Here is a 17,852-nt window from a genome sequence, read left to right as displayed (position 1 = left end):
GAAGTGGTTAACCTTGTAGCCACTACGGTGTCAGACCTGTTGTTTCGCCGTCTGGTGCCCATTCAGGAGAACGCCATGCAGATCAAGGAACTTGCCCGTGCCACGGGGGTGGATGTGGAAACCATCCGCTTCTATGAAAAGGAAGGCCTGTTGCCCGAGCCAGCGCGGCTGGACAACGGTTATCGCAACTACGACCAGCCGCACCTGGAGCGCCTGTCTTTCATCCGGCATTGCCGCGCGCTGGACATGCCGCTGGCCGATGTGAAGCGCCTGCTGGGTTTCGTGGACGACCCCGATGGCCATTCCCTGAATGTGGACCAGCTGGTCGACGAGCAGCTCAGCCGCGTGCGTGCCCGCCTCAAGAGCATGCGGGCGCTGGAGAAACAATTGCTGCAACTTCGTTCGCGTTGCGACGGCGTGCACCCGGACGGGGCCTCCTGCGGCATCCTGACCGAACTGGTGTCCGCCGCTCACGGCGAAGCCTGCGCCTGTCATCCGCACACCTGAACGTCGGCCGTTTCCTCATGGCGTGCGCCAGCGGGAGCGCCGTTTGCCCTGTCATGTCAGGCTGGACCCCTCCCCCCATTGCCGGGGCGGGTCCTTGATCGAATGACACGCATGAGGAACTGCCATGACATCCACCATGTCACTGCTGGAAAAGAACCACCTCCTGGCCAGGCTGTCCAGCGAAGAGGGGCTGCTGCTGGCGCCCGATCTCGAATGGGAAGAGCTGCGGGCCGGCGCGGTGCTGCACCAGGCGGGCGCCGAGTTGCGGCACGTCTATTTCCCTGCCACGGCCACGGTGTCGCTGGTGTCTTCGCTGGAAGACGGTGCCTCGTCCGAGGTGGCGGTGGTCGGCAATGAGGGCGTCGTGGGCGTGTGCGCCTTCATGGGTGACAGCACGGCCCTGTGCGACGCCGTCGTGCAGCGCAAGGGGTTGGCCTACCGCATCGGCACACAGGCCTTGCAGCACCACGTGCGCCGCTCGCCGGAGCTGATGCAGCGGATGCTGGCCTATACGCAGGCGTTGTTGGTGCACATGGCGCAATCGTCTGCCTGCAACCGGCATCACGCGCTGGATCAGCAACTGTGCCGCTGGCTTCTGCAGCACCTGGATCGGCAGGACGACAACGACATGCTGGCCACACAGGAGCGCATCGCGAGCCTGCTGGGGGTGCGCCGTGAGGGCGTGACCAGCGGAGCCCTCAAACTGCAGAAGGCCGGACTGATCGAGTACCACAGAGGCCACATTTCCATCCTGGATCGTGATGGGCTGGAAGCCCGCAGCTGCGAGTGCTATGGCGTGGTGCGCCGTGCATACGAGCGGCTGGCCTGTGTGCATGGCACCCCGCATCTGCTGCCCCGCGAGGCCGCGCCCCCGCAGATCAAGCGCGTCTTGCAGACCGCCTGAGTGCGCGGGAGTTCAGGCCTTCAGTCCGAAGACTTCCTCCACCGTCTTGTGCTCGGGCAGCACATAGACAATGGCGGGCATGCGTGAGAACACGGGCTGGATGTGCGCGTCATAGAACGCCGCCGGCACGTTGATGCATCCATAGGAAATGCGGTTGTCGTCAATCGTCTCGGAGGCCAGGCGTTCGGCGCGCCGCTCCCTGGGTTGCAGCGTGGGCCGCACGCGGTGCATCGACACCGCGGCGTCGTAGTCGACCCACACCACGTCTTCGCCTGTCAGCGTGTGGCCGAACTGCCCGACGAAACGCCCTGCCGGTGTGGTGCGCTCATGCGGTCGCACCTGTTCCACCGGCCGGTCACCGATGCCCGGCACCGAGTCGTCACCGGGGGCGGAACCCAGCAGCACCGGCGTGCTGTCGCGCAAGCGGGCGTCGGTGCCGAACACGTGCAGGCGCGCGACGCGCTTGTCCACCACGACGAAGGGCATGCCGGCGTTGTCGCGCGTGCGGGCTATCCACTCCACGAGATCGTGCGCGTCGTCCGTGGGCAGGACCTGACCGAAGTCCGGTCGGGGAAGGGGTGCGCTCGTGGCCGCCGGACCGTGGTCAGCGGCTGCTTTCGGCGCTTTGAAGTGCGACGCCAGTGGCAGAAGAATGGCCAGCATCACCACCCCGCCGATCACGCCGTTGCGGATGTCTTTCAGGGTGGAGGTCGAGAGGGGCATGGCGTTGCGGACGGCGGCAGGAAACCCCTGGCCCGAGGGCGCAGGGGGTGTCTGTGGACTCAGTTGCGATCGGCCTGTGCGTCGGGTGCCATGGGCACCGTGCTGCGCTGCGCGGTGTCCTGCGTCGGCGTGGTGGTGGTTGCCGGCGGCATGGGCTGCGCCTGTGCGGGTTGCTGGCCGGGTGCGGGTTCGGTCGTGGTGCCAGGCGTGGCCTGGGCGAACACGAAACCGGCGCCGACAACCGTCAGTGCCGCCACGGAAGAGGTGAGCAAGCGGGAGGTTTTCATGGTGGTGGTCCTTTGCATGAGAACAGCCGAGGAGCCGGCTGGATTGCAGACTAAGCCTCATGGCGACGCGGTTCTGTTCGTCAACGCACAGACCTCCGCAGTCATGACAGCGATCCTGAGGACTCCACTTCGAGGAGTACGCCATGGCACACACAGCACAGATTGTTGGCAAGGTTGAGTACCGTGAAGGCGATGGCCCCAACATCGTCATCCGTCCCGGTCCCGTGAAGGTGGAGACAGGCTTGAACGACGCCACCCTGAGCTGGGTGGACGAAGAGGTGCGTGGCTCCGCAGCCATGCCACTGGCCGACTTCAAGCGCTACGTGACAGAAGGAAAAATCAAGCTCGCCGCATGAAAAACGCCGCTGACACCGGGCGCGATACCCGATGTAAGCGGCGTAATTGTTGTGTCGGGCGGGGCTTCAGGCGGGTTGCGGCTGCAGGAAGACGCGGGCCTTCTTCGGCGAGACAACCAGCGTGTCGCCCTCATTGAACCCGAGTTCGCGATAACGTTCGGCCGACATCCGGGCTTCGATCAGCGGGTCGTGGCCACCGGGCGCCTGTGGATCCACCGGCAACAGTTCGAGCCGGGCGATCGGGCCCACGACCACGGCGCGTTCGAGCCTGGCCACGATGCCCGGCAGGCCGGCGGCGTAACGTTGCACGTCGAGGTCGTGCGGGCGCACGTAGGCGAAAGCCTTGGCGTCCTGTGCGCTGGCGTGTTCCGGCGTGTCGATGGACACACCTTGCAGGTGCAGTTGGCCTTCGTTGGCGCGACCATGGAACAGGTTCACGTCGCCCAGGAAACCGTAAACGAACGGGCTGGCCGGGTGCTCCCAGACGTCCTGTGGTGCACCGATCTGCTCGATCTGGCCCTGGTTCATCAGCACCACGCGGTCGGCCACTTCCAGTGCTTCTTCCTGATCGTGGGTGACGAACACACTGGTCACGTGCAACTCGTCGTGCAGGCGGCGCAGCCAGCGGCGCAGTTCCTTGCGCACCTTGGCGTCGAGCGCACCGAAGGGCTCGTCGAGCAGCAGCACTTTGGGTTCGACCGCAAGCGCGCGGGCCAGGGCGATGCGCTGGCGCTGGCCGCCCGAGAGTTGTGAGGGGTAGCGGTCGGCCAGCCAGTCCAGTTGCACCAGCTTGAGCAGGTCCAGCACCTTCGTCTTGATCTGAGCATCGCTCGGGCGCTGGCCGCGCGGCTTCACTCGCAGGCCGAAGGCCACGTTCTCGAACACGGTCATGTGGCGGAAGAGGGCGTAGTGCTGGAACACGAAGCCCACATTGCGCTCGCGCACATGCACGTCGGTCGTGTCCTCACCGCTGAACAGGATGTTGCCGGTGTCGGGCGTCTCCAGGCCGGCGATGATGCGCAGCAATGTGGTCTTGCCGCAGCCCGAGGGGCCCAGCAGGGCGAGCAGCTCGCCCGACTCGATATCGAGGTTGACATTTTTCAGCGCCTGAAAGGTGCCGAACTGCTTGTTGATGTCGCGGATTTGAATGCTCATGATGTCTGTCCCAGCAAGGTCGGGTTGGCGGACGTGGGCCGCTCGGGAGGCAGTTCGGCGAGTGCCTTCAGCTCGCGTTCCATCTGCCATTCGGCGACGGACTTGATCACCAGCGTGACCAGCGCCAGCAGTGCCAGCAGGGAGGCCACGGCGAACGCGGCGACCGACTGGTACTCGTTGTAGAGAATCTCCACGTGCAGCGGCATGGTGTTGGTCTGACCCCGGATGTGGCCCGAGACGACCGACACGGCGCCGAATTCGCCCATCGCGCGCGCGTTGCAGAGAATGACGCCGTAGATCAGGCCCCACTTGATGTTGGGCAGCGTGACATGCCAGAAGGTCTGCCAGCCGGAGGCGCCGAGCACGATCGCAGCCTGCTCCTCGTCGTTGCCCTGCGCCTGCATCAGCGGGATGAGTTCGCGAGCGATGAAGGGGAAGGTGACGAAGATCGTGGCCAGGATGATGCCGGGCACGGCGAACACGATCTTGATGTCGTGCTCGGCCAGCCAGGGGCCGAGCCAGCCTTGCGCGCCGAACACCAGCACGTAGATCAGGCCGGCCACCACGGGCGAGACCGAAAAGGGCAGATCGATCAGCGTCGTGAGGAACGACTTGCCCCGGAACTCGTACTTGGCGACGGCCCAGGCGGCGGCAACGCCGAACACCAGGTTCAGCGGCACGGCAATGGCGGCGGTGAGCAGGGTGAGACGGATCGCGGACCAGGCGTCCGGGTCTTTCAGGGCTTCCCAGTAGGCTTCGAAGCCCTTGCGCAGCGCTTCGGTGAACACGGCGGCCAGCGGCAACACCAGGAACAGCGCCATGAAGGTCAGTGCGATGCCGATGAGTGTGCGGCGAACCCAGGCTGCTTCGGTGGTGCCCTTGCGCGCAGTGCGTGGAGAATTGGCGGCACTCATTGCATGTTTCCTCCAGAGCGCTTGCGCTGCCAGGCCTGCAGGCCGTTGATGAGCAGCAGCAGCACGAATGAGAACAGCAGCATCACCAGAGCCACGGCGGTGGCGCCCGCGTAGTCGTACTGCTCCAGCTTGCTGATGATGATCAGCGGCGTGATTTCCGACACCATGGGCATGTTGCCAGCGATGAAGATGACCGAGCCGTACTCGCCCACGGCACGTGCGAAGGCCATGGCAAAGCCGGTGAGCAGGGCGGGTGCGATGCTGGGGAAGATGACGCGGCTGAAGGTCTGCCAGCGCGTCGCGCCCAGACAGGTAGCCGCTTCCTCAAGCTCCTTTTCGGCGTCTTCTAGCACCGGTTGTACCGTGCGCACCACGAACGGCAGGCCGATGAAGATCAGCGCGATGACCACGCCATTCGGGTTGAACGCCAGCTGGATGCCCAGTGGCTCGGTGTACTGTCCGATCCAGCCGTTGCCGGCCAGGATGGCGGTGAGCGAAATGCCGGCCACAGCGGTGGGCAGTGCGAAAGGCAGGTCCACCAGCGCGTCCACGATCTTCTTGCCGGGGAAGCTGTAGCGCACCAGCACCCATGCCACCAGCAGCCCGAACAAGGCGTTGACCGTCGCGGCGATCAGCGAGGCACCAAAGGTCAGCTTGTAGGAAGCCACCACGCGGGGCGCGCTCACAGCTTCCCAGAACTGCGGCCAGGTCAGCGTGAAGGTCTTGAAAAAGAGGGCCGACAGCGGGATCAGCACGATCAGGCTGAGGTACAGGATCGTGAACCCCAGCGTGATGTTGAAGCCCGGCAGCACACGGCGGCGTGTGCGGCGACGGGCTTCTGAGGGAGCGGCTGCGGTGGGCAGCGTGGCGGATGTCATGTCGTGGGTCCAGGGGCGCTGCAACGCGTGAAGTGATTGAATCCGGTGGTGCCGGGAAACCGGCTTCGCCGGGCCTCTGGCACCGCCCCCCTTGAGGGGGTGCGCGCGAAGCGCGGCGGGGGTACCTCTTTACTTGACGGTGTACAGCTTGTCGAACTGGCCGCCGTCGTTGAAGTGCACCTTCTGCGCTTCCGACAGCGAACCGAAATAGTCGGCCACCGTGAAGAACTTGATGGGCTTGAAGGCCTCTGCGTACTTCTTCAGGATGGCCGGATCGCGCGGACGGATGTTGTGCTTGGCAGCAATTTCCTGGCCTTCGGCGCTGTAGAGGAAGTCCAGGTAGGCCTTGGCTTCAACGGCGGTGCCCTTCTTGTTCACGGTGCGCTCGACGATGGCCACCGGATTCTCGGCAACGATGGAGGCGCTGGGGTGCACCGCATCCACCTTGCCGGCACCGAATTCGTTGTTCACCGAAACCACCTCGGATTCGAAGGTGATCAGCACGTCACCGATGTTGCGTTGCAGGAAGACGCCCGTGGCATCACGGCCGCCGCGCGCCAGCACCGGCACATTCTTGTAGAGCTTGCCGACGAATTCGGCGGCGTCGGCATCGCTGCCACCCTTGCTGCGCACGTAGCCCCAGGCGGCCAGGTAGGCCAGACGGCCATTGCCGCCCGTCTTGGGGTTGACGACCACCACCTGCACGCCCGGTTTGATCAGGTCGTCCCAGTCCTTGATGTTCTTCGGGTTGCCGTTGCGCACCAGGAACAGCATGGTCGAGGTGGTGGGAGCGGCGCCGTACGGAAAACGCTTGGCCCAGTCGGCGGCAACCACGCCTTTGTCGGCGAGGAACTGCACGTCGGTGGTGGTGTTGAAGGTCACGACATCCGCGTCGAGGCCATCGGCCACGGCACGTGCCTGTGCGCTGGAGCCGGCGTGAGACTGGTCCACCTTGATGTCCTTGCCGGTGGACTTCTTGTAGCTCGCTGCGAAAGCCACGTTGATGTCCTTGTAGAACTCGCGCGCCACGTCATAGGAAACGTTGAGCAACGTGGTCTGCGCGCCCGCGAGCGCAGACGTGGACAAGGCGACGGCGGCGAGGGCCGCGCGAAGGGCATTTTTCATGACAAAGCTCCAGGCTGAAACAGGATGTCACGAATTCTGGGCGCCACCTCTGAGAAACCAAACGACTTTGTTTTTGTTTCGTTATGCCGCTCAAGAATAAAGAGCTGTAAAAAAGCCGGATTTCATGCGGGCACCGCGGGTGAAAACCGCTTTTCCACTTCGGCGAACAAGTCCTGCAGCCTCGTCAACCAGTCTCCGGTGGGCCACTGCCCCTTCTCTCGGGTGATGTCGTATAGCGCGCGCAGTTCTGCGTGGAACGCCCGGGCATTGATCTGGCCCGCCAACTCCAGGATGGCGTGCATCAGTTCCTGTCCCATGTCGTGGTTGTTCAGTGCCACATGATGGGCCAGGATGCCCAGTTTCGTACGGACATCGCTCAGCACGTCGGAAAGCGCACCCGCGTCGACGACGACCGCCAGTTGCTGGTTCAGTTTCTGGAACAGCTCCATGAGATCGACCGGCTTCTCGAGGAATTCGTCGATGCCGGCCTCCTGCGCCGCAGTGAACAACGCCTCTCCACACTGTGTGCCCATGGCGATCACCGGTGTGCTGCAAAGGGGAGGGGGGAGAAGGCGGATGGCCCGTGCAATGCCCAGCCCATCGAGCATCGGCATCTGCATGTCGGTGAGCACCACATCGATCCGGATGGCACCGGTCAGCATGTTCATCGCCGTTCGCCCGTCACCCACGTCGATCACCCTCATGCCGCGCTCCTGCAGCGCCGCGCGGAGCGACTTGCGGCTGAAGGCCTCGCCATCCGCAAGCAGAAGGGTCTTGCCCGCCAGTGTCGATGAGGAGGCCAGGGTCTCCTGCCGGTGGGCCGCGGATGCGTGCGCGCGACACAGCGCGTCGATGATTTCGAGCGGTTTGCTGCCTTTCGGAATGAATGCGTCCACGCCAATGCGATCCAGGCGGGACCTGGCGGGTTGCTGCCCCTCGGCGGAATGCACGACGATGGGCATGTGTTCCAGCCCGGGAACGCCGCCACGGCGGATGGTTTCCGCCGTGTCGTAGCCGTCCAGCACCGGCATGCTCAGGTCCAGCAGCATGGCGTCATAGCGTTTTCGGGCCAGCATCTCCAGGGCTGTCCTGCCATCTTCTGCCTCGTCCACCCGCACGCCCAGCGGCCCGAGCACAGCCCTGGCGCTGGCACGCAACCGTGGTGCATCGTCGACGATCAGGATCTGCTTGCCCTGGAAGACCTCCTTCGCTCGCGTCAGGAGGCTGTCCTCGTAGGCCATCAGATCCCGGTTGCTGATTCTGGGAAAGCGCATCACGAAACGGGTGAAGCTCCCCATCGACGATTCACAGGTGATCCGGCCTCCAAAGGCCTGCATGGTCCGTTTGCAGAAAGACAGGCCCAGGCCGGTCCCCCCGGGCTTGCCGACACTGTGGAATGGTTCGAACGCCCGCGCGAGCACGTCCGGCTTCATGCCAGGGCCGGTATCTTCCACGGTCACGCGCTGCTCGTCGACGATGACCATGATGCGAGCATCGAGGTGCTCGTTGAAGTAGTACGTGGCGTTCTTCAGCAGGTTGAACAGGACATAGACATATCTTGTTTCGTCGCCATTGAAAACGAAGTCTTCGCGCACCATGAGGAGGACGCGGCTCCTGTCGCTGGCGTTCTGATAGCTGAATTCGTCCACCGCCTTTCGCGTGACTGCAGCGGCGGAGAGGTGCCTGAACCCGGTCTTGTCGATGGGTGTGAACCCCATTTCATCCATCGTCATTTCGATGACCTGAGCGCCCCAGTTGACCGACTGTCTGCATTTGGAGATCTCGCGGTAAATGGCGTCCATGTCGGTCGCGGAGACCGAATGACTCTGGCCGCTGTAGCCGGGATGGGGCAGGCGCTGCTGGATCAGGTCGATGCGGTACCGGATCTGGTTGATCGGGTTCTTCATTTCCAGCGCGATGCAGGTGGTCAGCTCCTTGACGGTGTCGAGTTTTTCCTGGGCGAGCTGCCCTTTGAGGTTGCTTCTGCTGAAGATCAGACCCACCAGCAACGTGTAGATCATGACGTGCAGATGGTCGGAAACCAGGACCGAGTGATTGAACGAAGAGAAGTCTGGGATCAGCAGATGAGAGGAAACCATGGCCAGGATCACGCCAAGGGCCATGTTGGTGATCGCGATCCATGGCTGTGAAAACACGATGATGACGAAGAACACCATCGTGACCTCCAGCATCGAGCGCAATGTCGAGTAGTTGCTGCCCAGCAACTGGAAGGTGGCGAAGAACGGCAGCGAGTACAGGACGACGGCAAACCAGTACCAGGGGAGCAGCGGCTTCCACCCTCACCACCGGCACCCCGGTGATGAACAGCGGCCACCTCGACTCCTTTCTCGTGCGCGGCGGCACGGTGCACATCGAAGGCCTGGGGCTGGACACGCGCACGGCCGACACCACCACCATCCTGGCGCGGGCGGTGGAGGTCAACGCCGGTCTGTGGGCCAACCACCTCGAGGTGGTGACCGGTGTGAACGAAGTCAGCGCCGATGCAAGCGCCGTGATCCAACACGTATGTGGTGCCCGACATCTATGAAAGTGGAGGGAAGACGTGGCAGGCGAGCAACCATGGCCGTGGTCCCATGGATTTCGACCCCTGGGTCCGCAGCGTCAAACACGTGTCAAAAGAAAAGGGCAAAGAGGGCACGCTGGTGGAGGTTGGGCTCAAACCCGTCTGCCTCGAGTCCTGGTGGACGTCCAGCCACTACCTGATCGCCTATATGCGGCGCTCCTCCCTGGAGGCCTACGAAGCCTCACTTGCAAAAGCGTACGCGAAGGCGCAGTGGTCAACCCGTGAACTCAACGGCCTGAAGTGGCGCGTGGCGCAAGTTCCATCGAGCCAGATGGAGCCCCGAAAACCCAACGGTGGCGGTGAGGCTTATCAAGCTTGGCTTACTGAACTGGGTGACACCGGCTACGTCATGTCTTTCGAAATGGGCGCCAGCAAGGAGTCCCTGGACTACCCGAAGGCTCATGAGGCCATCGAAGCCGTGCTTCAACACTTGTTGAACACCTTTACGATCGAGAGACTGCATCCATGAAGGCCGTCGTTACGCCCATCTTGCGCCGTTCGTTGATGGTTCTTCTTGCCGTCTGGCTCGCGGGCTGTGCCTTTCCGCAGAACTACGCCAACATGCCGCGCTTCGCATCGCTCTATTCGAAGCGGGTGACCCTGGGCTACGCCGGCGAGCCCAGGCCACTTTCTGACGTGGGGGTGATTTCCCATGACGCCATCCTGTACCTGGTGTCGGTCAATGGCGAGAAGACATTTGGCGTGAGGCACCTGATCGACAAAGGTCTTCTGTACGGCACGGGGCCCAATCAGCTGCATGTGGTGCCTGGCACGTATGAGCTGGAGTTCTGCTTCCATGAAAGCAACTCGAACTACACGAGGTGGTGCAAGTCGAATGTGGTGAAGACCGTCCGCATCGAGGCGGGGCAACTCACCTTCTTTTCCTTCACATCCCAGGCAGGAGGCCTTTGGGGTGTGGAAGAGAGCGACATGGGGCGCTACAGGGGGATGGTCGAGGCGGAGTACCAGCAATTGCTCCGCAGCGTGGGCACGAAGGATTGAGAATGTCCGCGCAGCCTGGGCGGCTGCGCTCGGGATGCGGGCCGTCAGGCCTCTTCTTTCTGCCGCGTTCCCGGCGTTACCTCGGCCCCCAGCGACTGCAGCAACGCCAGTCCCAGCGGCCAGTGGCCGTGTCCGGAGTCCACGTTGATGTGGCCCGCATCGTTCAGGCGGACGAACTCGCTGCCCCAGGCCCGGGCGTAGGCGCCGGCGGTTCGAACCGGGCAGTACGGGTCGTTCGCGCTGGCCACCAGGATGCTGCGGTAGGGCAGTCGTTGATAGGGAACCGGGGCGAAATCGGCGAGCACGCCGCGACGCTCCGGGTCCGCCGGGGCGACCAGCAGTGCACCCTGAATGCGCCCGGTCACTTCGGGTGGCAGGTGGGTGGTGGTGATGCAACCGAGGCTGTGCGCCACGACGACCACCTGGCCGGGCGCCCGCTCGATGGTTTCGCTCAGGCGGGCCACCCAGGCCTTGCGCACGGGGGCCACCCAGTCGTCCTGCTCCACGCGCAGCACCGAAGGCAGGCTGTCCGACCACAGGGTCTGCCAGTGCCCGGGGCCGGAGTTGCGCCAGCCGGGGATGATGATGACGGTGGGTGCTGCCGCTGCCATGCCTGGGGTGCTCAGCGGTTGGGTTGTGGTGTGAGGCGCAGGTAGGGGCGCACGGCCTTGTAGCCTTTGGGGAAGCGCTGCGCGATCTCCGCCGGGTCTTGCAATGCGGGCACGATCACCACATCGTCGCCGTCCTTCCAGTTGGCGGGCGTGGCCACCTTGTGGCTGTCGGTGAGCTGCAGCGAGTCGATGACGCGCAGGATCTCGTCGAAGTTGCGGCCGGTGCTGGCGGGGTAGGTCAGCGTGGTGCGGATCACCTTCTTCGGGTCGATGATGAACACGCTGCGCACCGTGGCCGTGGCCGATGCGTTGGGGTGGATCATGTCGTACAGCGTGGCGACCTTCTTGTCCGCATCGGCAAGGATGGGGAAGTTCACCGTGGTGTTCTGCGTCTCGTTGATGTCGAGCACCCACTTGCCGTGCGAGTCGAGCGGGTCGACACTGACCGCAATGGGCTTGACGTTGCGCTTGGCGAACTCGCCCGAAAGCGCGGCGGTCTTGCCCAGCTCGGTGGTGCAGACCGGGGTGAAGTCGGCGGGGTGGGAGAAGAGCACCACCCAGCTGTCGCCAGCCCACTGGTGGAACTGGATCGGGCCTGCGGTGGAATCCTGTGTGAAGTCGGGTGCGGTGTCGCCCAGTCGAAGTGTGCTCATCAGAAGGTCCTTGAATCGTTGCGTCAGGCATGCATTGTGTTGAGCCATTCCCAATAGCCAAACGACTATGAAGTAGTTTGTTTATGGGCTTGCGGCATAAGCCCTGTGCCATCCGCTTAGACGCTAAGCGCATGAGCAAAGTCCGAATGCGTCGTTGTACCTCGTGCGCAGGTGGGCCACACTGCACCGCATGGCTGCTGTCGCGACGTTCGACCCCGATGGTCTCTGGCTGTCCACTTCCGTGTGCGAAGGCGCGGCATGCCCGCTGGCTGCTGCGCTGGGGGTGCGCTGGGGCCGATGGCCCGATGGGCAGGAGGCGCTCGATGCGCGCGCGGCGGAAAGCGCCAGGGCGCTGGCCCATTTGCGGCGTGAACTCGGCGCGCACGTGACCGAAAGATTCAGCCTTGCAGGCCGGGGCTATGACGGCGCGAACCCCAGGCCACAGGAACTGGTGGGCGAGGATGCCGTGGCGTGTGTGTTCCTGCAGGGCACAGCGTTGCTCAGCGTTCGCACGCGGGCGGGCTTCTCCAGCCTGCTGTGCGATGCCGGCGACTGGCTTTTGCTGCCTGCCGGCGTACCGCACGTGTTCGACGCGGGCGAATCGCCCGATGTGAGTTTTCTCCGCCTGACCGCTGGCACGCGCGGCTGGTTTCCCTGGCACACCGGGCTGTCGCTGCCGCACAGCCTGCCGGCCAAGGATGCCTTCGTCGAACATCTGCTGCACGAACTGGGTGAAGACATCGAAGGCAGTGGCGCTTGACCCGGCGTGGCGCCTGACCATCGCTCCATGATCACAATCGGACTGCCGCTCCGGCGCAACCCGATCTTCATGGAGAGCACACGATGACATGGTCCGCCCGCACCTATTCCACCTTCGAGCAGGAGCGCACCCGTCCCGTGAGGGATCTTGTGGCGGCGATTCCCGCGCAGGACGCGAGCACCGCGATCGATCTCGGGTGCGGCCCCGGCAACTCCACGGAGGTGCTCGCCGCACGTTTTCCGCAAGCGCGTGTGAGCGGGCTGGACAGCTCCGACGACATGCTGGTCGCGGCCCGCGAACGTTTGCCCGGCATTCCCTTCGAGCTGGCCGACATCGGCCAGTGGAAGCCGACGGGCACGTTCGACGTGATTCTCGCGAATGCCTCGCTGCAATGGTTGCCTGACCACGCGACGCTGTATCCGCACCTGGTGAGGCAGTTGAATCCCGGTGGTTGCCTGGCGGTGCAGACGCCCGACAACCTGGAGGAGCCGGCCCACCGTCTCGCGCGCCAGGTCGCGAGCGAGGGACCTTGGGCTTCGAGGATCGGGCAGGTCCGCCATCCCGACCGCCACGACGCGGCGTTCTACTACCAGCTGCTCCAGCCGCACTGCCAGGTGGTCGACGTCTGGCGCACCACCTACTTCCACCCGCTGGCAGGGGGGCCGCAAGCGGTGGTGGAATGGTTCAAGGGATCGGCACTGCGTCCCTACATGGGGCCACTGGATGAAGGCGACAAGGCGGCCTTTCTGGCCCGTTATCTCGCAGCCGTCACCGAGGCCTATCCCCCGCTGCCAGACGGCACGGTGCTGCTGCCTTTCCCACGGCTCTTCATCGTTGCCACTCGCTGAAGCTGGGTCCCCATGCCTTGGCGGCACCGGGGTTCGCAGATCGATTCCAGGGTCCACTCGACTCATGCGTCGGACATGTGGGTAACGATGAAGCCTTATGCCGCCAGGGCTGCATATCGCACCTCGAGCCGCTCAGGATTCCACGTGTGGCTGCATCAGCCCTTCGAACCATTCGATGAAGGCGTTGAGCCGGCGCGAGCGTTGCCGCCGGTGCGGGTAGACCAGCGACACCGGCATGCCCGCCGCACGAAAGCCCGGCATCACCTCGACCAGCTGGCCTCGCTCCAGCAGGTGTTGCACGTCGAAGCGCGGAACCTGGATCAGGCCCAGCCCCGCTTCGCAGCACGCGATGTAGCTCTCGGCGTTGTTCACCAGCACGCGGCTGGGCACGCGCACCGCCTGTGGCTGCCCGGCCGCCAGGTAGTCCCACGCCAGCTCGCGGCCGCTCGACGCCGAGGCGTAGCCCACCGCCCAGTGTCCTTGCGCAAGTTCGTCAGGATGCGAGGGCGTGCCGTGCTCCTCCAGGTAGCCAGGGCTGGCGCAGTTGATGAGCGCGGCCGTGCCCAGCGGGCGCACCACCAGGCTGCTTTCGGTGAGGCCACCGAAGCGCACCGCGCAATCCACGCCCTCCTGCACGAGGTCGATGGCACGGTCCGTCGAGCCCAGGGCCACCTGCAGCCGGGGGTAGCGGCGCAGGAAGCCCGGCAACGCCGGCGCGATCAGCCGGCGTGCGATGCGGCTGGGCACGTCCACCCTCAGGGCGCCCGACACCTTGCGCTGGCTGGCCTGGAACAGCTGGTCGATGTCCTCGGCCTCGGCCAGGAACGCGCGCACACGCTCCAGCAGCTGCTGGCCGTCGGCCGTGGGCCGCACCTGCCGCGTCGTGCGGTGCAACAGCCGCGTGCCGAGTTCGGCTTCGAGCTGATGGATGGCCGCCGACACCGAAGCCCGCGGCAGCTCCAGCGCATGCGCCGCCTTGATGAAGCTGCTCATCTCGGCCACCTGAACGAACACCCGGAACCGGTCAAGCTTGTCCATGGGTGGAATTTAGCCGAAGGTAAGCCGCATGAAGTGCCCCGGCCAGAGGCATCCAGGGTCCGGCTACGCCGGTCCGAGATGCCGTCCTCCCTCGAAGCGCCGAAGGCGCGCCACAGAGGGGGGAAGCCGCAAAGCGGCGCAGGGGGGAGCTCCCTACTTCGTGGTGTACCCGCCGTTGATGAGGATGGTCTGGCCGGTGATCCACCAGCCGTCGCTCACCAGATGGCGGATGAAGGGCACCACGTCCTCGATGTCGGTCAGGCCGGTCTTCGACCTGGGCGACAGGGCCGCGGCGGTCTTGTGGTACGCCACCGCGTCGGCGCCTTCCTGGCCGTAGAAGAAGGGGGTGTCCATCGGGCCCGGGCCCACGGCGGTCACCGAGATGCCACGCGCGCCGAACTCCTTGGCCGCCGCGCGGGTGAAATGCTCCACCGGCGCCTTGGTGCCCGCATAGGCCGCGTAGAAAGGCGTGAAGGCGCCCAGCAGCGAGGTCACCAGTGTGCAGATCTTGCCGTTGTCGTTGACATGCCGGCCCGCCTCCTTGAGGAAGAAGAACGCGGACTTGGCGTTGACGTCGGACATCTCGTCGTACTCGGCCTCGCTGATCTCGGCGAAGGGCTTCTTGAGCACCTTGCCGACGGTGTTGATGGCGATGTCGGGGCGTCCCACGGTGGCGACCGCTTCCTTGAACAGTTTCTCGACCGCGCCTGCGGTGGTGAGGTTTGCCTGGATCGCGATGGCCTGTGCACCGGCCGCCCGCACGGACGCCACCGTGGCGTCGGCATCGGCCTTGCTGGCCGCGCTGTTGTAGTGGATGGCGATCGCCTTGGCGCCGTGCGCGGCGAGGTCGCGGGCGATCAGCCCGCCGAGATTCTTGGCGCCGCCGGCGATGAGCACCACCTTGCCGTAGATGGAATGGTCTGCCATGGTCTATCTCCCGTGAAGGATTGAAGGAGCGTCCAGTCTAGGCAGCCATCGGCGCGAGATCAGCCTGCGCAGGCTGGATGCATTGTCCAGAAAAACGATCCAATCGCGCGACAGAGTCAGATCGCCCCATGCAAAGCGCAGGGGTATGAGGGTTGAGCAGTTTTGCGCATATGCAAACATGAAAAACGTGCCAGGGTGCATGGGGCCGGCGGCGATGATGCGCGAGGCATTTCGCCCTGCATCCTTCATTCGAGGTTTGACCTGTGACCGCCGCGAGAGCGTACTTTGACGACGAGAGAATCGAGCTGACCCATTACGGGTCGGCCGCCTGGAAGATCACCGATGGCCGGCACACCGTGCTGCTGGACCCCTACTTCACCCGGCTGCGCTACAGCGGCAACCGCTTCGGCATGCTGCCGGCCAACGCAGCACCGGGCGACACACGGCCCGCGCACAGCTTCGACGAGATCGTGCCCAGCGACACCGCCACGATCGATCAGCACATCCACGATGCCACGCACATCCTGCTGTCGCATGCGCACTTCAACCACTGCATGGACATGCCGCACATCGCGAAGAAGACGGGTGCGCACGTGGTGGGTTCGTACAGCGCGACCAACATCGCTCGCGCCTACGGCGTGGACGAGAAGCAGCTGGTGCCGGTGCGCGGCGGCGAGGACTACGACTTCGGCGACCTCTCCATCCGCGTCATCCCCAGCCTGCATTCGGCGCTGTGCGACAAGTGCTACTTCGACGCCGGCATCGTGCCCGAAGGCCTGCAAGGCCCACTGCCGCTCAAGGCCTTCTCGGAAGGCGGCACCTTCGGCTATCTGGTGCGCTTCAGGCACCACGAGATTCTGCTGTTCGGTTCCATGAACTACATCGAGCGCGAAGTGCAGGGCCTGCGCCCCTCGATCCTGCTGGTGCCATCGGCGCGGCCGCGCCTGCAGATCTTCCGCTACACCGAGCGCCTGCTCAAGGCCTCCGGCCTGCCGCGCGTGGTGGTGGCCACGCACTGGGACGTGCAGACCTTTCCCTATGGTGCCGACCAGTCCGCCGCGCTCGATCACGCGGCCGTGTTCCAGGAGGAAGTGCGCAAGACCGCGCCCGACGCCATCCAGGTGTTGCCGCGCCACTTCGAGACCTTCTCGGTGTTGCCGGACGGCGAGGTGCGGAAGATGGTTTGAGTTTCGCGGGTAAATACTGACAGGGTTTGACCTGCCTCCAAGGCCATTCTGGTCATTCCGTAAGAAAACGGTAAGTTTTGAAATCAGAATGGCGACAACTCGTGACCCGCCCATGCTGCTTTTCATCTCTGCCATCAAGCTCGTTGCCGAAATTGCCTTGCTGGCCCTGGCCGGCCAGTGGGTGCTTGGGCTGCTTGCCGGGCAGCGCAAGGACCAGAATGTTTTCTACAAGCTCCTCCAGCAAATCGGCCGGCCGTTTGTAAGGCTGGCCCGGTTCGTCGCCCCCAAAGTCGTGCTTGAACGCCACCTTCCCCTGGTGGCGTTTTTCATTCTGGGCTTCATCTGGGTTGGTGTGACGATGGTCAAGGTGAGCCATTGCCTGAAGATCGGAGTGGCGCTGTGCCAGTAATGGCTTGTGTCAATCACTTCTATGCCCGCTCGCAGGTTCGCATCCTGCTGGTGTTCGGTCGGCGCCAGGCCGCGCTGGATCGCATCGACAGTCTTCTGCAGGCCAATGAGGCCGACGTGTACGCATGGGCCACCCGGGCCCATGTGCTCGCCGAGTTGGGCGACAAGGCCGGTGCCTTGCAAGCCCTTCAGCGCCAGGTGGCGGCACAGCCCGATGGCGCGCCTGGCTGGTTCAACCTGGGTTTCCTCAGCGAAGAAATGGGTCTGCTCGAACAGGCCGAGGCGGCGTTCCGCCGCGCCATCGAGATCGACAACAAGCTCGACCGTGCCTGGTATGGCCTGGCCCTGAGCCTGATCCGGCAGCAGCGCTTCGACGAAGCCGTCGTCGCCCTGCGGAAAAACACCGAACTGCAACCCATGAGCCCCTACGGCTGGTACCAGCTGGCCAGGGTTCATGTCGACCGGCACGAACCCGAGGAAGCCGCGAAGATCATTCGCCACCTTCGTGGTTTCGAGCCCAAAGTCGCTGCACAGCTGGAGCGCGAAACAGGGCTGCTTCAATCCCGGGCCTGAGGTCTCAAGCTGTCGCTGTGCGGCTGAAAAAAGGGGTCAGTGGCGCCAGCCATTGACCGAAAAACGCGGACCGGTTGCAGGCTGCCCGGGGGACAGGGGTGGTGTTCGTGACGTGCCCGAAAGGGTTTTGTTGACGGAGGTCGATCGCATGGAACTGACTGACAAGCACCGCCGGTATTGGCGGAAAAACCTGAACATCACAGCCATCTTGCTCGCCATTTGGTTTGTGGTGACGTTTGTCGTGAGCTATTTCGCCCGTGAGCTGAGTTTCAACTTTTTTGGTTGGCCTTTCAGCTTCTGGATGGGAGCCCAGGGCGCCTTGGTGGTGTACTGCGTGATCATTGGGTACTACGCCTGGTACATGAACAAACTCGACATCGAACACGGCGTCGAAGAGATCGAGGAGTAACAC

23 protein-coding genes are annotated in these 17,852 nt (G+C 64.2%); 12 read left to right on the top strand and 11 right to left on the bottom strand.

What is annotated here, in order from left to right:
- Nucleotides 1–75 precede the first annotated feature (75 nt).
- Nucleotides 76–507 (top strand): Cd(II)/Pb(II)-responsive transcriptional regulator, encoded by a 432-nt coding sequence (locus J2X09_RS01975; protein WP_204731670.1) that lies wholly within the window; start codon nt 76–78, stop codon nt 505–507.
- A 124-nt stretch (nt 508–631) separates the two neighbouring features.
- Complete coding sequence (locus tag J2X09_RS01970) at nt 632–1,411, top strand: Crp/Fnr family transcriptional regulator (protein WP_204731669.1); 780 nt, start codon at nt 632–634, stop codon at nt 1,409–1,411.
- 12 nt (nt 1,412–1,423) lie between these two features.
- On the opposite strand, the gene J2X09_RS01965 is transcribed toward J2X09_RS01970, so the two are convergent.
- Nucleotides 1,424–2,134, bottom strand: a complete 711-nt coding sequence (locus J2X09_RS01965) for a hypothetical protein (protein WP_310307203.1) — start codon at nt 2,132–2,134, stop codon at nt 1,424–1,426.
- Between the two features lie 59 nt (nt 2,135–2,193).
- Nucleotides 2,194–2,421, bottom strand: a complete 228-nt coding sequence (locus J2X09_RS01960) for a hypothetical protein (protein WP_204731668.1) — start codon at nt 2,419–2,421, stop codon at nt 2,194–2,196.
- Nucleotides 2,422–2,564: 143 nt separating this feature from the next.
- Here J2X09_RS01960 and J2X09_RS01955 point away from each other — a divergent pair, with 143 nt between their 5' ends.
- Nucleotides 2,565–2,777, top strand: a complete 213-nt coding sequence (locus tag J2X09_RS01955; protein ID WP_204731667.1) for a hypothetical protein — start codon at nt 2,565–2,567, stop codon at nt 2,775–2,777.
- A gap of 66 nt (nt 2,778–2,843) precedes the next feature.
- Here the strand turns inward: J2X09_RS01955 and J2X09_RS01950 are convergent, their stop codons facing one another.
- From J2X09_RS01950 to J2X09_RS01930, 5 genes are all read right to left on the bottom strand, one after another.
- Nucleotides 2,844–3,932 carry a sulfate/molybdate ABC transporter ATP-binding protein gene (locus tag J2X09_RS01950; RefSeq protein ID WP_204731666.1) on the bottom strand — a complete coding sequence of 363 codons (1,089 nt, stop codon included), beginning with the start codon at nt 3,930–3,932 and terminating at the stop codon, nt 2,844–2,846.
- Nucleotides 3,929–4,846 (bottom strand): sulfate ABC transporter permease subunit CysW, encoded by a 918-nt coding sequence (gene cysW / locus J2X09_RS01945; RefSeq protein WP_204731665.1) that lies wholly within the window; start codon nt 4,844–4,846, stop codon nt 3,929–3,931. Before cysW ends, J2X09_RS01950 begins: the two co-directional genes overlap by 4 nt.
- Nucleotides 4,843–5,724 carry a sulfate ABC transporter permease subunit CysT gene (cysT, locus tag J2X09_RS01940; RefSeq protein WP_204731664.1) on the bottom strand — a complete coding sequence of 294 codons (882 nt, stop codon included), beginning with the start codon at nt 5,722–5,724 and terminating at the stop codon, nt 4,843–4,845. Before cysT ends, cysW begins: the two co-directional genes overlap by 4 nt.
- Nucleotides 5,725–5,853: 129 nt before the next feature.
- Complete coding sequence (locus tag J2X09_RS01935; protein WP_204731663.1) at nt 5,854–6,849, bottom strand: sulfate ABC transporter substrate-binding protein; 996 nt, start codon at nt 6,847–6,849, stop codon at nt 5,854–5,856.
- A 122-nt stretch (nt 6,850–6,971) separates the two neighbouring features.
- Complete coding sequence (locus J2X09_RS01930; RefSeq protein WP_204731662.1) at nt 6,972–9,041, bottom strand: ATP-binding response regulator; 2,070 nt, start codon at nt 9,039–9,041, stop codon at nt 6,972–6,974.
- A 128-nt stretch (nt 9,042–9,169) separates the two neighbouring features.
- On the opposite strand from J2X09_RS01930, the gene J2X09_RS01925 reads away from it, so the two are divergent.
- Genes J2X09_RS01925 through J2X09_RS01915 form a run of 3 tightly spaced genes read left to right on the top strand, consistent with a single transcriptional unit; the run spans nt 9,170 to nt 10,435 of the window.
- A complete protein-coding gene (locus J2X09_RS01925; protein ID WP_204731661.1) occupies nt 9,170–9,397 on the top strand; it encodes a hypothetical protein in 228 nt (75 codons plus the stop codon).
- 46 nt (nt 9,398–9,443) lie between these two features.
- Nucleotides 9,444–9,902, top strand: a complete 459-nt coding sequence (locus tag J2X09_RS01920) for a hypothetical protein (RefSeq protein WP_204731660.1) — start codon at nt 9,444–9,446, stop codon at nt 9,900–9,902.
- Nucleotides 9,899–10,435, top strand: a complete 537-nt coding sequence (locus J2X09_RS01915; protein WP_204731659.1) for a hypothetical protein — start codon at nt 9,899–9,901, stop codon at nt 10,433–10,435. Before J2X09_RS01920 ends, J2X09_RS01915 begins: the two co-directional genes overlap by 4 nt.
- Before the next feature lie 44 nt (nt 10,436–10,479).
- Here the strand turns inward: J2X09_RS01915 and J2X09_RS01910 are convergent, their stop codons facing one another.
- Together J2X09_RS01910 and J2X09_RS01905 are read right to left on the bottom strand one after the other, a co-directional pair.
- Complete coding sequence (locus J2X09_RS01910) at nt 10,480–11,046, bottom strand: RBBP9/YdeN family alpha/beta hydrolase (RefSeq protein ID WP_204731658.1); 567 nt, start codon at nt 11,044–11,046, stop codon at nt 10,480–10,482.
- 11 nt (nt 11,047–11,057) lie between these two features.
- The gene (locus J2X09_RS01905) at nt 11,058–11,699 is read right to left on the bottom strand and encodes a peroxiredoxin (protein WP_204731657.1); all 642 of its coding nucleotides are present in this window, start codon (nt 11,697–11,699) and stop codon (nt 11,058–11,060) included.
- Nucleotides 11,700–11,889: 190 nt separating this feature from the next.
- Here J2X09_RS01905 and J2X09_RS01900 point away from each other — a divergent pair, with 190 nt between their 5' ends.
- Nucleotides 11,890–12,459, top strand: coding sequence for a cupin domain-containing protein (locus J2X09_RS01900; RefSeq protein ID WP_204731656.1), 570 nt, complete (start codon nt 11,890–11,892; stop codon nt 12,457–12,459).
- Nucleotides 12,460–12,542: 83 nt separating this feature from the next.
- Nucleotides 12,543–13,307 (top strand): trans-aconitate 2-methyltransferase, encoded by a 765-nt coding sequence (tam, locus tag J2X09_RS01895; RefSeq protein WP_204731655.1) that lies wholly within the window; start codon nt 12,543–12,545, stop codon nt 13,305–13,307.
- Between the two features lie 132 nt (nt 13,308–13,439).
- On the opposite strand, the gene J2X09_RS01890 is transcribed toward tam, so the two are convergent.
- Both J2X09_RS01890 and J2X09_RS01885 read right to left on the bottom strand, forming a co-directional pair.
- The gene (locus tag J2X09_RS01890; protein WP_204731654.1) at nt 13,440–14,345 is read right to left on the bottom strand and encodes a LysR family transcriptional regulator; all 906 of its coding nucleotides are present in this window, start codon (nt 14,343–14,345) and stop codon (nt 13,440–13,442) included.
- Nucleotides 14,346–14,498: 153 nt separating this feature from the next.
- Nucleotides 14,499–15,272: an SDR family oxidoreductase gene (locus tag J2X09_RS01885; protein WP_204731653.1), complete on the bottom strand. Its 774-nt coding sequence runs from the start codon at nt 15,270–15,272 to the stop codon at nt 14,499–14,501.
- A 263-nt stretch (nt 15,273–15,535) separates the two neighbouring features.
- Between J2X09_RS01885 and J2X09_RS01880 the strand changes: the two genes are divergently transcribed.
- The 4 genes from J2X09_RS01880 (at nt 15,536) to J2X09_RS01865 (ending at nt 17,849) form a co-directional block, all read left to right on the top strand.
- Entirely contained in the window at nt 15,536–16,459 is a 924-nt protein-coding gene (locus J2X09_RS01880; RefSeq protein WP_204731652.1) for an MBL fold metallo-hydrolase, read from the top strand.
- Nucleotides 16,460–16,571: 112 nt separating this feature from the next.
- Nucleotides 16,572–16,868, top strand: a complete 297-nt coding sequence (locus J2X09_RS01875) for a hypothetical protein (RefSeq protein WP_204731651.1) — start codon at nt 16,572–16,574, stop codon at nt 16,866–16,868.
- Nucleotides 16,868–17,440 carry a tetratricopeptide repeat protein gene (locus J2X09_RS01870; RefSeq protein WP_204731650.1) on the top strand — a complete coding sequence of 191 codons (573 nt, stop codon included), beginning with the start codon at nt 16,868–16,870 and terminating at the stop codon, nt 17,438–17,440. Before J2X09_RS01875 ends, J2X09_RS01870 begins: the two co-directional genes overlap by 1 nt.
- 148 nt (nt 17,441–17,588) lie before the next feature.
- Nucleotides 17,589–17,849 (top strand): DUF4212 domain-containing protein, encoded by a 261-nt coding sequence (locus tag J2X09_RS01865; RefSeq protein ID WP_204731649.1) that lies wholly within the window; start codon nt 17,589–17,591, stop codon nt 17,847–17,849.
- Nucleotides 17,850–17,852 lie beyond the last annotated feature (3 nt).

The sequence above is a fragment of the Hydrogenophaga laconesensis genome (assembly GCF_031457235.1).
In the GTDB taxonomy this organism is placed as follows: Bacteria; Pseudomonadota; Gammaproteobacteria; order Burkholderiales; family Burkholderiaceae_C; genus Hydrogenophaga; species Hydrogenophaga laconesensis.
This window is presented reverse-complemented; position numbering and strand designations above follow the sequence as displayed.

Coding starts and splice junctions, on each gene's coding strand:
- J2X09_RS01925 (WP_204731661.1), top strand. CDS start 9,170: ATGAACAGCGGCCACCTCGACTCCTTTCTCGTGCGCGGCGGCACGGTG.
- J2X09_RS01920 (WP_204731660.1), top strand. CDS start 9,444: ATGGATTTCGACCCCTGGGTCCGCAGCGTCAAACACGTGTCAAAAGAA.
- J2X09_RS01890 (WP_204731654.1), bottom strand. CDS start 14,345: ATGGACAAGCTTGACCGGTTCCGGGTGTTCGTTCAGGTGGCCGAGATG.
- J2X09_RS01935 (WP_204731663.1), bottom strand. CDS start 6,849: ATGAAAAATGCCCTTCGCGCGGCCCTCGCCGCCGTCGCCTTGTCCACG.
- J2X09_RS01885 (WP_204731653.1), bottom strand. CDS start 15,272: ATGGCAGACCATTCCATCTACGGCAAGGTGGTGCTCATCGCCGGCGGC.
- J2X09_RS01870 (WP_204731650.1), top strand. CDS start 16,868: ATGGCTTGTGTCAATCACTTCTATGCCCGCTCGCAGGTTCGCATCCTG.
- J2X09_RS01875 (WP_204731651.1), top strand. CDS start 16,572: ATGCTGCTTTTCATCTCTGCCATCAAGCTCGTTGCCGAAATTGCCTTG.
- cysT (WP_204731664.1), bottom strand. CDS start 5,724: ATGACATCCGCCACGCTGCCCACCGCAGCCGCTCCCTCAGAAGCCCGT.
- J2X09_RS01970 (WP_204731669.1), top strand. CDS start 632: ATGACATCCACCATGTCACTGCTGGAAAAGAACCACCTCCTGGCCAGG.
- J2X09_RS01960 (WP_204731668.1), bottom strand. CDS start 2,421: ATGAAAACCTCCCGCTTGCTCACCTCTTCCGTGGCGGCACTGACGGTT.
- J2X09_RS01910 (WP_204731658.1), bottom strand. CDS start 11,046: ATGGCAGCGGCAGCACCCACCGTCATCATCATCCCCGGCTGGCGCAAC.
- J2X09_RS01900 (WP_204731656.1), top strand. CDS start 11,890: ATGGCTGCTGTCGCGACGTTCGACCCCGATGGTCTCTGGCTGTCCACT.
- tam (WP_204731655.1), top strand. CDS start 12,543: ATGACATGGTCCGCCCGCACCTATTCCACCTTCGAGCAGGAGCGCACC.
- J2X09_RS01915 (WP_204731659.1), top strand. CDS start 9,899: ATGAAGGCCGTCGTTACGCCCATCTTGCGCCGTTCGTTGATGGTTCTT.
- J2X09_RS01950 (WP_204731666.1), bottom strand. CDS start 3,932: ATGAGCATTCAAATCCGCGACATCAACAAGCAGTTCGGCACCTTTCAG.
- J2X09_RS01975 (WP_204731670.1), top strand. CDS start 76: ATGCAGATCAAGGAACTTGCCCGTGCCACGGGGGTGGATGTGGAAACC.
- J2X09_RS01865 (WP_204731649.1), top strand. CDS start 17,589: ATGGAACTGACTGACAAGCACCGCCGGTATTGGCGGAAAAACCTGAAC.
- cysW (WP_204731665.1), bottom strand. CDS start 4,846: ATGAGTGCCGCCAATTCTCCACGCACTGCGCGCAAGGGCACCACCGAA.
- J2X09_RS01955 (WP_204731667.1), top strand. CDS start 2,565: ATGGCACACACAGCACAGATTGTTGGCAAGGTTGAGTACCGTGAAGGC.
- J2X09_RS01930 (WP_204731662.1), bottom strand. CDS start 9,041: ATGCTGGAGGTCACGATGGTGTTCTTCGTCATCATCGTGTTTTCACAG.
- J2X09_RS01905 (WP_204731657.1), bottom strand. CDS start 11,699: ATGAGCACACTTCGACTGGGCGACACCGCACCCGACTTCACACAGGAT.
- J2X09_RS01965 (WP_310307203.1), bottom strand. CDS start 2,134: ATGCCCCTCTCGACCTCCACCCTGAAAGACATCCGCAACGGCGTGATC.